6 protein-coding genes are annotated in these 12128 nt (G+C 72.3%); all 6 read right to left on the bottom strand.

Annotated features, from left to right (window positions below):
- Positions 1-145 precede the first annotated feature (145 nt).
- The 6 genes from tmk to ACGFYH_RS23135 all read right to left on the bottom strand — a co-directional run bounded on the left by tmk (position 146) and on the right by ACGFYH_RS23135 (position 12091).
- Positions 146-3478 carry a dTMP kinase gene (tmk, locus tag ACGFYH_RS23160; protein WP_393805061.1) on the bottom strand — a complete coding sequence of 1111 codons (3333 nt, stop codon included), beginning with the start codon at positions 3476-3478 and terminating at the stop codon, positions 146-148.
- 169 nt (positions 3479-3647) lie between these two features.
- The gene (topA, locus tag ACGFYH_RS23155; RefSeq protein WP_393805060.1) at positions 3648-6560 is read right to left on the bottom strand and encodes a type I DNA topoisomerase; all 2913 of its coding nucleotides are present in this window, start codon (positions 6558-6560) and stop codon (positions 3648-3650) included.
- A 268-nt stretch (positions 6561-6828) separates the two neighbouring features.
- Complete coding sequence (locus tag ACGFYH_RS23150) at positions 6829-7026, bottom strand: hypothetical protein (protein ID WP_393805059.1); 198 nt, start codon at positions 7024-7026, stop codon at positions 6829-6831.
- A 255-nt stretch (positions 7027-7281) separates the two neighbouring features.
- A complete protein-coding gene (locus ACGFYH_RS23145; RefSeq protein WP_393805058.1) occupies positions 7282-8799 on the bottom strand; it encodes a methyltransferase in 1518 nt (505 codons plus the stop codon).
- Between the two features lie 54 nt (positions 8800-8853).
- The gene (locus ACGFYH_RS23140; protein WP_393805057.1) at positions 8854-9444 is read right to left on the bottom strand and encodes a small secreted protein; all 591 of its coding nucleotides are present in this window, start codon (positions 9442-9444) and stop codon (positions 8854-8856) included.
- 226 nt (positions 9445-9670) lie between these two features.
- Positions 9671-12091, bottom strand: a complete 2421-nt coding sequence (locus ACGFYH_RS23135; protein ID WP_393805056.1) for a sodium-translocating pyrophosphatase — start codon at positions 12089-12091, stop codon at positions 9671-9673.
- Positions 12092-12128 lie beyond the last annotated feature (37 nt).

Here is a 12128-nt window from a genome sequence, read left to right as displayed (position 1 = left end):
TCGCGCCGCACCGATCCGCATCGCGCCGCACCGCGCCGCACCGCACCGCACCGTCCATTGTGCGGGGCGGCACCGACAACGCGGGCCGGACCGCCGGACGCGTGCCCCGCGGACCCGCGGTCCTGCGGACCCGCGGTCCCGTTACTCAGCGTCGTCCCCGGCTCCTGCCCCGACGGCCGTCGTCGTCACCTCGTCCTGCGGGGCCGTCGTCGCCCCGGCCGCCCTCGTCCTCGTCATGCGGTCCGAGCAACTCGTCCGCCAGCGTCGGCAGGTCGTCCAGCGGGGTCTCCTCGGCCCAGTCGGAGCGGCGCCTGCGGGGTGGCGCCTGGTCGGGGTCGATCCGGGGCAGCTCGCGCGTGCGGTCCTGAGGTTCCTCGGCAGGGTCGGCACCGGCGCCCCCGCCCTCCTCGCGGAAGTAGCCCGGCGGGACCCGGTCGGCGGGATCGTCCCCGCGTACAGGCGGCAGGGCCGCCGTCTCGTCGGCGGCTCCCGGCCTCACGGGCGGCAGCACCGCCGTCTCGTCGGCGTCCCGCGGCTCCACCGCCGGCAGAACCGCCGTCTCGTCGGACGCGCCGGACGGCGCCGGTGGCACGGGCAGCTCGGTCGTCGCCTCGGACTCGGACCCGCCGGGCGACCGGCCGCCGTCGTCACGCCCGCCCCGGACGTCGTCCCCGGCGTCACCGCGGTCGTCGTCCTGAGCGTCCCCGACCGGCCGCAGTACCCCCGTGTCCTCCGCAGGCCCGCCGGAGGCGTTGGCCGGGGCCACGATCGGGGTCGGCACGGTCACCACGTCGGTGGGGGCCGGGGCGGCCGGCTTCGGACGGGGAGCGTCCGCCGCCGGAGGGGCGGCCGACTTGGGGCCGGCCGCGGCCGCGGCCGCCGCCTCCTCCGCCGCCCGGCGTGCCTCCTCGGCACGCAGCAGGGCCTCCTCGGCCTTGCGCTGCTTCTCCAGACGCCGGGCCTCGGCCTCGGCGCGCAGGCGCTCCTCCTCCTCGGCCTGCTTGCGGCGCCGCTCCTGCTCGGCCCGCAGCCGCGCCTCTTCCTCCGCGCGTGCCTTCTCCTCGGCGAGGACCCGTGCCCGCTCCTCCTCGGCCTTCCGGCGGGCTGCCTCGGCCCGCTGCCGGGCTTCCTCGGCCTGGCGCTCGGCCTCGCGCCGCTGCGCCTCCTCCAGTTCGCGCCGCTTGCGCTCCTCCTCCTCGGCGCGCAGCCGCTCCAGCTGTTCGAGGCGCTCGCGCTCCAGGCGCTCCTCCTCGGCCTTGCGTGCGGCCTCTTCCTCGGCCTTGCGGCGGGCCTCCTCCTCGGCCTTGCGGCGGGCTTCCTCCTGGGCCTCGATCTCGGCCTCGGACAGCGGCAGCACCTGGTCGAGCCGGTGGCGCACGACGGTGGTGACGGCCTCCGGCTCCTGGCCGGCGTCCACGACGAGGTAGCGGCCGGGGTCGGCGGCGGCCAGGGTGAGGAAACCGGAGCGCACGCGCGCGTGGAACTCGGCGGGCTCCGACTCCAGCCGGTCCGGGGCTTCGGTGAACCGCTCGCGGGCGGCCTCCGGCGACACGTCCAGCAGGACGGTCAGGTGCGGTACGAGCCCGTTGGTGGCCCAGCGGTTGATACGGGCGATCTCCGTGGGAGACAGGTCGCGTCCGGCGCCCTGGTAGGCCACCGAGGAGTCGATGTAGCGGTCGGAGATGACCACGGCACCGCGCTCCAGGGCGGGCCGTACCACGGTGTCGACGTGCTCGGCGCGGTCGGCGGCGTACAGCAGCGCCTCCGCGCGGTGCGACAGACCGGCGCTCGAGATGTCCAGCAGGATGGAGCGCAGACGCTTGCCGACCGGGGTCGCGCCGGGCTCGCGGGTGAGCACGACCTCGTGCCCCTTGCCCCGGATCCACTCGGCGAGGGCCTCGGCCTGGGTGGACTTGCCGGCCCCGTCGCCGCCCTCCAGGGCGATGAAGAAGCCGCCCGCCGCGGGCGTCGGCACCGGGTCGTCGCCGCCGAGCAGCGCGTCCCGCAGGTCGTGCCGCAGTGGCACGCCGGAGCGGTCGTCGACCTTGGCCAGCACGAGCGCGGCCAGCGGCAGCAGCAGCGCGCCGAGCAGCATCACGACGAACGCGGCGCCGCCGTGGGCGAAGACGAACTTGCCGCTCTCCAGCCGGTGCGGCCCGATCGCCGCGGCCACCACGGGCGCGACGACCGCGCCGAGCGCCACGCAGATTCGGACGACCGCGTGCAGGTGCTCGGTGACGCGTGCCCGGCGGTGGTCCTCGGTCTCCTGGTCGAGCAGCGCGTGCCCGGTGTTCGCGGCCACGCCGGCGCCGACCCCGGTCAGCGTGAGGAGCAGCAGCACGGTGGTGTCGTCCGGGACGAGCCCGGCGGCGAGCAGGGTGACGCCGACGAAGGCGATCGCCAGGGCGAGCAGCCGCCGGCGGGACAGGGAGGGCAGCAGGGCGGGGGCCGTGCGGATGCCGACGACGACGCCGCCGGTCAGCGCGCCCACCATCAGCCCGTAGAGCACGGGGCCGCCGCCGAGGTCCTTGGCGTGCAGCACCGCCACGGCGACCGTGGCGGCCACCACCGAGGCGACCGCGGCGCAGGCGAACACCAGCAGCGGGAGCACTCCGGTGCGGCCCTTGTCGACGCCGGTGCCGCTCTTGGGCCGACGCATGCCCTCCAGCGGTGACCGCGCGCGCGGGGTGCGCACTCCGGGCAGCTCCAGGAAGGTCAGCACGGACAGGGACGCGGCGAACAGTCCGGCCGCCACGTACGAACCGAGCGCCGCCTGGTGCCCGGCGAACCAGTCGATACCGGCGCCCAGCAGGTTGTTCAGCAGCCCGGCGACGACCAGCGCGGCGCCCGCGAGGGGGATGGCCACGAAGCTCGTGCGCAGCGACAGGCGGCGCAGCGCGTCCATGTGGTCCGGCAGCGGTCGTACCGTCGCGCCCTCCGGGGGCGGTGCGGGCAGCAGCGCCGGGGCCGCGCTCTCGCGGCACACCGTCCAGAAGCGCTCGGCGACGCCGGTGACGAAGACGGTCACCAGGAGGACGGCGAGCGCGTCGTCGGGCGTCCAGTCGGTCCACAGCGGCGCGACGATGAGCAGCGCGGCCCGCAGCCCGTCGGCGCCGACCATGGTCCAGCGCCGGTCGAGCGGACCGTCCCGCGAGGTGAGTGAGGTCAGGGGCCCGAGCAGTACGGCACCGAAGAGAAGCGTCGCCAGGACGCGTACGCCGAAAACGGTCGCCACTGCGAACGCCACGCCCCGGTATCCCCCGCCGAACGAGCCCGCGCCGATCGCGGCCTGCACGACGAGGAGGACCAGCACCAGGAGGGCGAGGATGTCGCCGACACCCCCCACGAGCTGTGCGCTCCACAAGCGCCTCAGCTGCGGACGGCGCAGCAGGGCGCGGACGGCGCGCTCGCGGGAGTCCGCGACCAGGGCGTCGTCCGAGGCGGGGTGAGGGGCCGTTGGCTGCTCGGCTCGCGTCATGCGTTCAGCCTATCGGTCGCCGCCGACAGTCCGGCGTGCCCTGCCGAACGTACGCGCGCCCCGACACCGAAATGATGCCGGGGCGTGCGTTTCGCGAAGAGCGTGCGCGGCCCTCGCCTTCCGTGCTCCGTGCTCCGTGCTCCGTGTCCGGTCCGGCACTGACCGGTGCTCAGTCCTCCGACGCCTTCGACGCGGTGGCCTTCTTGGCGGTCGTCTTCTTCGCGGCGGTCTTGGCCGTGGTCTTCTTGGCGGTCGTCTTCTTCGCGGCGGTCTTGGCCGTGGTCTTCTTGGCGGTCGTCTTCTTCGCGGCGGTCTTCTTCGCCGTCGCCTTCTTGGCCGGGGCCTTCTTGGCGGCGGTCTTCTTCGCCGTCTTCTTGGCGGGCCCCTTGGCGCGCTTCTCGGCGAGCAGCTCGTAGCCCCGTTCGGGCGTGATCTCCTCGACGCTGTCGCCGGAGCGCAGGGTCGCGTTGGTCTCGCCGTCGGTGACGTACGGGCCGAAACGGCCGTCCTTGACCACGACCGGCTTCTCGCTGACCGGGTCGGTGCCCAGCTCCTTCAGCGGCGGCTTGGCCGCGGCCCGGCCACGCTGCTTGGGCTGGGCGTAGATCGCCAGCGCCTCCTCCAGCGTGATCTCGAAGAGCTGCTCCTCGGTCTGGAGGGACCGCGAGTCCGTGCCCTTCTTCAGGTACGGGCCGTAGCGGCCGTTCTGCGCGGTGATCTCGACGCCCTCGGCGTCGGTGCCGACGACACGCGGCAGCGACATGAGCCGCAGCGCGTCGTCCAGGGTGACCGTGTCCAGGGACATCGACTTGAACAGCGACGCGGTGCGCGGCTTGACGGCGTTCTTGCCGGTCTTCGGAGTGCCCTCGGGGAGTACCTCGGTGACGTACGGGCCGTAGCGGCCGTCCTTGGCGACGATGGCGTGGCCGGTGGCCGGGTCGGTGCCCAGTTCGAAGTCGCCGCTCGGCTTGGCGAGCAGTTCCTCCGCCAGCTCCACGGACAGCTCGTCCGGCGCCAGGTCCTCGGGGACGTCGGCGCGCTGGTGGTTCTCGGCGTCCTTCTCGCCGCGCTCGACGTACGGGCCGTAGCGCCCGACGCGCAGCACGATGTCGTCGGCGACCGGGAAGGAGGACACCTCGCGTGCGTCGATCGCGCCGAGGTCGGTCACCAGTTCCTTGAGGCCGCCGAGGTGGTCCCCGTCGCCGTTGCCGGCGTCGGCCGCGCCCGTGGCGAAGCCGCTGTCGGACGCCGTCTCGCCGAAGTAGAAGCGCCGCAGCCACGGCACGGCCTGGGCCTCGCCGCGGGCGATGGCGTCGAGGTCGTCCTCCATCTTGGCGGTGAAGTCGTAGTCGACGAGCCGCCCGAAGTGCTTCTCCAGGAGGTTGACCACGGCGAAGGACAGGAAGGACGGGACGAGCGCCGTGCCCTTCTTGAAGACGTAGCCGCGGTCCAGGATCGTGCCGATGATCGACGCGTACGTCGACGGGCGGCCGATCTCGCGCTCTTCCAGCTCCTTGACCAGCGACGCCTCGGTGTAGCGGGCCGGGGGCTTGGTGGCGTGGCCGTCGACCGTGATCTCCTCGGCCGTCAGCGCGTCGCCCTGGGCGACCTGCGGCAGCCGGCGCTCGCGGTCGTCCAGCTCGGCGTTCGGGTCGTCGGCGCCCTCGACGTAGGCCTTCAGGAAGCCGTGGAAGGTGATCGTCTTGCCGGAGGCGCTGAACTCGACGTCCCGGCCGTCGGAGGCGGCGCCGCCGATCTTCACGGTGACGCTGTTGCCGGTCGCGTCCTTCATCTGGGAGGCGACGGTCCGCTTCCAGATCAGCTCGTAGAGCCTGAACTGGTCGCCGGTCAGTCCGGTCTCGGCGGGCGTGCGGAAGCGGTCGCCGGAGGGGCGGATCGCCTCGTGCGCCTCCTGCGCGTTCTTGACCTTGCCGGCGTACGTGCGCGGCTGGGCGGGCAGGTAGTCGGCGCCGTACAGCTGCGTCACCTGGGCGCGGGCGGCGGTGACCGCCGTGTCGCTCAGGGTCGTGGAGTCCGTACGCATGTAGGTGATGTGGCCGTTCTCGTACAGCTTCTGGGCGACCTGCATGGTCGACTTCGCACCGAAGCCGAGCTTGCGCGAGGCCTCCTGCTGCAGCGTCGTCGTACGGAACGGGGCGTACGGCGAGCGGCGGTACGGCTTGGACTCGACGGAGCGGACGGCGAAGCGCGTGTCCTCCAGGGCGGCGGCGAGCGCGCGGGCGTTCGCCTCGTCGAGGTGGAGGGTGTTCGCGCTCTTGATCCGGCCCAGGGAGTCGAAGTCGCGGCCCTGCGCGACGCGCCGTCCGTCGACCGTCTGGAGGCGGGCGACCAGCGACGACGGGTCGGAGGCGTCCCCCGCGCGGCCGGGCGGGGGTCCCTCCGCCGGAGCGAAGTCGGAGGTGGGGGAGAAGGTGCCCGTCAGGTCCCAGTACTCGGCGGAGCGGAACGCCATGCGCTCGCGTTCCCGCTCGACCACGAGGCGCGTGGCGACGGACTGGACGCGGCCGGCCGACAGCTTCGGCATGACCTTCTTCCAGAGGACCGGCGAGACCTCGTAGCCGTAGAGGCGGTCGAGGATGCGGCGGGTCTCCTGGGCGTCGACGAGCTTCTGGTTGAGCTCGCGCGGGTTGGCGACGGCGGCGCGGATCGCGTCCTTGGTGATCTCGTGGAACACCATGCGCTTGACGGGGATCTTCGGCTTGAGGACTTCCTGCAGGTGCCAGGCGATGGCCTCGCCCTCGCGGTCCTCATCGGTGGCGAGGAAGAGCTCGTCGGAGTCCTTCAGCAGGTCCTTGAGCTTTTTGACCTGGGCCTTCTTGTCGGCGTTGACCACATAGATGGGCTGGAAGTCGTGTTCGACGTCCACACCGAGGCGGCGGACCTCGCCGGTGTACTTCTCGGGCACCTCCGCGGCGCCGCTGGGAAGGTCGCGGATGTGCCCGACGCTCGCCTCGACGACGTAGCCAGGGCCGAGATAGCCCTTGATCGTCTTCGCCTTGGCAGGCGACTCGACGATGACGAGTCGGCGGCCGCCCTTCGCGGTCTCGCTGGTCGGGGACAACTTCGCTCTTCTCTCCGGTCGACGCTGGGCCTCCCCAGGCAGTGCTCCCGGGGTCGGGGGTGCTGCATTTCGGTCGTGACGCTGCGGAGTGTGACGGTACCTCCCGCCCCCGTGTCAAACGGGGAAAGCCCGCAACGGCCACTCGAACGGTAACCCGACGAACCCTGTTCCTGCCGCCCGGAGTGCCCACCTGCCCCGACGCGTGTATCCGGAGTGCGATCCGCCGATTACTCGGGCGGGGATGCGGCCGGGGGCCGGAACCGGCCTCTCACCCGTGCGTCAGGCACCAAGCCCCGAGGGCCAGCGCGACCACGGCGGCGACGCTCGCGACCGTCGCCGATGCGACAGGGCTCACACCGAGCGCGACGGGCCGGCCGTGCCGCACCCGCGTCGTGGTCCACATCAGCAGTCCCGCCCCGAACAGGGTGAACACCGATCCCGCGAAGATCGCCGGTCCGCTCTCCATGGTCCCCGTGCCCCTCTTCTCCCACCCGCTGGTGCCCAGCTTCCGGGAGGCTGTCACGCGCGGGCGGCGGGCAGGCGAACCCCGGGTGAACGGGGAGCCGACGCGTCCACCGCCCGCCGTCGGCCGTGGCTCGTTCCCCGCGGGTCGACGGGGCGGGGCGGCGCGGAAAAAGATGGGGAAGCGTACCCGCGCCCGTCTTCCACGCAGCGCTACGCCGGTTCGCGGCCCGGCGCTACGCCGGTGCGAGACGCGGCCCTACGCCGGTTCGAGGAAGCCCTGCTCCACCAGCAGCCGGATCTGGGCGGGCGTGCGGTCGCGCAGCGCCACCGGGTCCTCGCCCACCAGCTGGGCGATGGCGTCCAGGATGCGGCCCGCGCTCATGGTGCCGTCGCAGACCCCCGCGAAGCCGGCGCCGACCGTGTCGACGCGGGTGGCCCTGCGCATGCCGCGGTTCTGGCGCAGGACGACGTGCTCCGGGTCTTCGGCGCCGGGCAGGCCGACCTGCTCCTGGACCACCTCGCCGGCCAGCGTGAAATGCGCTTCGAGCAGGGCCGCGTCGTCGTGGGCCCGCAGGTAGTCGACGCGGTCGAAGTGGGCGCGCACGGTCTCGCCGAGCGGCTGCTCGATCGGGTGCGGCCATTCCTCGGCGACGACCGAGGGCTCGGTGGCCCCGGTCCGCCGCAGCGTGATCCAGCCGAAGCCGACGGCCCTGACCTCGCGTGCCTCGAACTCGTCCAGCCACGCGTCGTACCGCGCCTGGTAGTCGGCCGGGTCGCCACGGTGGTCGCCCGCGTCCCTGAGCCACAACTCGGCGTACTGGGTGACGTCCTGCACCTCACGCTGCACGATCCAGGCGTCGCAGCCGCGCGGCACCCAGGAGCGCAGCCGGTCCGTCCAGTCCTCCCCCTCCACGTGCTGCCAGTTGGCGAGGAAGTGCGCGAATCCGCCCTCGTTCAGGCGCTCCCCCGTCTGCTGAACGAGCGAGCGGCACAGATCGTCCCCGCCCATCCCGCCGTCGCGGTAGGTGAGGCGGGCGCCGGGCGAGATCACGAACGGCGGGTTGGAGACGATGAGGTCGTACGTCTCGTCCTCGGCGACCGGCTCGTAGAGGGAGCCCTCGCGCAGGTCGGCGGCCGGGGCTTTGGACAGGGCGAGGGTGAGCGCGGCGATGTGCAGCGCGCGCGGGTTGACGTCGGTCGCCGTCACGCGCGTGGCGTGCGCGGCGGCGTGCAGTGCCTGGATGCCGGAGCCGGTGCCGAGGTCGAGGGCGTCGGAGACGGGCGTGCGGACGGTGAGGCCCGCGAGGGTCGTGGAAGCGCCGCCGACGCCGAGGACGACACCCTCGGCGTGGCTGCCGATGCCTCCGGAGCCACCGACCGCGCAGCCGAGGTCGGAGACGATGAACCAGTCCTCGCCGCCGGGGCCGCCGTAGGGCCGGACGTCCACGGTGGCCGCCACCTCGTCGTCGCCCGCGCGGACGAGCCACCCGCTCTCCAGGCAGGCGTCGACGGGCAGAACGTCCTCCACGCGCGCGTGGCGGACGGGTTGCTGCAGCAGGAACAGCCGGACGAGCAGTTCGAGCGGCGTGTCGCCGCGGGTGGCCCGGAGCGCGGGCACGGTCTCGCTGCGCGACAGGGCCGCGTAGGCGGGGGCGCCGAGCAGCTCCAGCAGTCCGTCGGCGGTGAAGGACGCCCCGAGCAGGGCGTCCCGCAGCCGGGCGGTGACGTCGGGGCGGTCGGCGCGGGGCAGGGGGGACAGGCTGGCGTTACTCACGCCCCCATTGTGGCCCCGCGTCCTCCGACCCGCCCCGCGTCCGCGTGGGGGAGGTCAGCCCGCGGCGGCCGACGGCGTCGCGGAGGCCGACTTGCAGCTCTCCTGCCTCGCCATCGCCTTGCCGACGTCGCCCTCCTCGAGGGTCTTCAGCGCGTCGCTGCCGCTCTTGCTGAGCTTGTTCAGCTCGGTGGCGATGTCCTTGAGGCCGTCGGCGAACTTGGCCTGGTCCTTGGTGTTGAGGTCCTCCACCTGCTTGCGCAGGGACGCGTACGAGGAGGAGAGGCCGTTCAGCTCGGTGACCGCGTCCTTCTGCTTCTTCTCGCCGTCGTCGACGTCCGGAGCGCCGGCCTTCCGTACGGTGGCGGCCATCGCCTTGTAGGCGTCGGACATGTCCTGGAACGCCTTCGCGTCGGTCTTCTGGACCTCTGCCGGCGTGCTGTTGTCGGAGGTCTCGTTCTGGATCGCCGCGTTGGCCGCCTCGATCTTCTTGGCCTGCGGCTGCACTCCCTCGCAGACCTCCTTCGCCCAGGAGTCCAGCTTCTCGTTGTCGTCGCTGCTGCTGCATCCCGTCAGCGCCAGTACCAGTACCGCACCGCCGGACAGTGCGGCCGCGAGCTTCTTGTTCACCGGATTGGTCCCTTCCATGGCTCTCGGCCCCGGAACATACACGCCGGATGGGGGACATCCACCGGACGAACATCCATTAAGACCGTATTGAAGCCATTTGCACCAAGAGAGAGAAGGCTCACGGTGTCGGGTGCGCGCACGCGCGCGGCGGGGGGGGGGGGGGGGCGCGCCCCCCCCCCCCCCCCCCCCCCCGCCGCTTGAGCTGTGCCTCTAACGAGGCCGAACGGTGGTTGCGGAGGTGGGCCTACGAAACCACCGCCGGGTCGGCCGACTTGGGCTCCTGATCCGAGTTGTCCTCGTCGCCCATGGCGATCCCGCGCCGTTTGGAGACGTAGACCGCCGCCGCGATGACGACGAACGCGACGACGGCGACCAGTACCCGCACGCCGATGCTCTTGTCGGCCCCGTAGGAGAACTTGATGACCGCCGGAGCGATGAGCAGCGCCACCAGGTTCATGACCTTCAGCAGCGGGTTGATCGCCGGGCCTGCGGTGTCCTTGAAGGGATCACCGACCGTGTCACCGATGACGGTCGCGGCGTGGGCCTCGCTGCCCTTGCCGCCGTGGTGGCCGTCCTCGACCAGTTTCTTGGCGTTGTCCCAGGCGCCACCGGAGTTGGCCAGGAACACCGCCATCAGCGTGCCCGCGCCGATCGCACCCGCGAGGAACGCGCCGAGTGCGCCCACGCCGAGCGTGAACCCGATGAAGATGGGCGCCAACACGGCGAGCAGCCCGGGCGTGGCGAGTTCCCGCAGGGCGTCCCTGGTGCAGATGTCGACGACCTTGCCGTACTCGGGTTTCTCGCTGTAGTCCATGATTCCGGGCCGCTCCCGGAACTGCCGCCGCACCTCGAAGACCACCGCGCCCGCCGACCGCGACACCGCGTTGATCGCCAGCCCCGAGAAGAGGAAGACGACCGCCGCGCCGGCGATGAGCCCGACGAGGTTGTTGGGCTGCGAGATGTCCATCATCAGGGTCATCGGCGCGCCGTCGCCGCTGAGGCTCTCGCCCACGTCCGCCGCGCCGGTGGTGATGGCGTCGCGGTACGACCCGAAGAGGGCCGCCGCCGCGAGGACGGCGGTGGCGATGGCGATGCCCTTCGTGATGGCCTTGGTGGTGTTGCCGACGGCGTCCAGGTCGGTGAGCACCTGGGCACCGGCGCCCTCGACGTCGCCGGACATCTCGGCGATGCCCTGCGCGTTGTCGGAGACCGGCCCGAAGGTGTCCATGGCGACGATCACGCCGACCGTGGTGAGCAGGCCGGTGCCGGCCAGTGCCACCGCGAACAGCGCCAGCATGATCGACGTACCGCCGAGCAGGAAGGCCCCGTAGACGCCGAGGCCGATCAACAGGGCGGTGTAGACGGCGGATTCCAGGCCGAGCGAGATACCGGCGAGGACGACGGTGGCGGGGCCGGTGAGCGAGGTCCTGCCGATGTCCTTGACGGGCCGTCGGGTGGTCTCGGTGAAGTAGCCGGTGAGCTGCTGGATCAGGGCGGCGAGCACGATGCCGATCGCCACCGCGACGAGCGCGAGGACGCGCGGGTCGCCGTCCCGGCCGGCGATCGCCGCGTCGGTGACGCCGTCCAGCTCCGAGTACTTCCCGGGCAGGTAGACGAAGACGGCGACCGCCACCAGCACCAGCGAGATCACCGCGGAGATGAAGAATCCCCGGTTGATCGCGCTCATACCGCTGCGGTCGGAGCGCCGGGGCGCCACCGCGAAGATGCCGATCATGGCGGTGAGCACGCCGATCGCCGGGACCAGCAGCGGGAACGCCAGTCCGGAGTCGCCGAAGGCCACCTTGCCGAGGATCAGCGCGGCCACCAGGGTGACGGCGTACGACTCGAAGAGGTCGGCGGCCATGCCCGCGCAGTCGCCGACGTTGTCGCCCACGTTGTCGGCGATGGTCGCGGCATTGCGCGGATCGTCCTCCGGAATGCCCTGTTCGACCTTGCCGACCAGGTCGGCGCCGACGTCGGCGGCCTTGGTGAAGATGCCGCCGCCGACTCGCATGAACATCGCGATCAGCGCGGCACCGAGGCCGAAGCCCTCCAGGACCTTCGGCGCGTCGGCCGCGTACACCAGCACCACGCAGCAGGCGCCCAGCAGACCCAGCCCCACCGTGAACATGCCGACCACGCCGCCCGTGCGAAACGCGATCTTCGTCGCTTTGTGCGAGACGAGAGTGAGATCCTTTTCCGGTTCGCCGGGGGCCGGAGTCGCTTCCCGCGCCGCCGCGGCGACGCGCACATTGCTGCGTACGGCCAGCCACATGCCGATATAGCCGGTGGTCGCCGAGAACGCCGCGCCGATCAGGAAGAAGATCGAACGTCCGGCACGTTGATTCCAGTCGTCCGCGGGCAGCAGCATGAGCAGAAAGAACACGACGACGGCGAATACGCCGAGCGTGCGCAGCTGCCTGGCCAGATAGGCGTTCGCGCCTTCCTGGACGGCCGCCGCGATCTTCTTCATGCTGTCGGTTCCCTCGCCCGCCGCGAGCACCTGGCGTACCAGGACTCCCGCGAGCGCCAGCGCGGCCAGCGCGACGACCGCGATGACCGCGACCAGGACACGGTTTCCGTCGGTCAGCACGGCGGCTGCGAGGGTCGATGGATCGCCCAACTGATGGGGGCCCAACTGATGAGAGGTGGAAAGCTCCGCCATTCGTCCTCCTTGACGCTTGGGCTGAGCTCAAGATGTG

The sequence above is a fragment of the Streptomyces sp. NPDC048392 genome, from assembly GCF_043200575.1.
GTDB lineage: Bacteria > Actinomycetota > Actinomycetes > Streptomycetales > Streptomycetaceae > Streptomyces.
The sequence above is the reverse complement of the archived record's forward strand: the minus strand, read 5'-3'. Positions and strand labels throughout refer to the sequence as shown.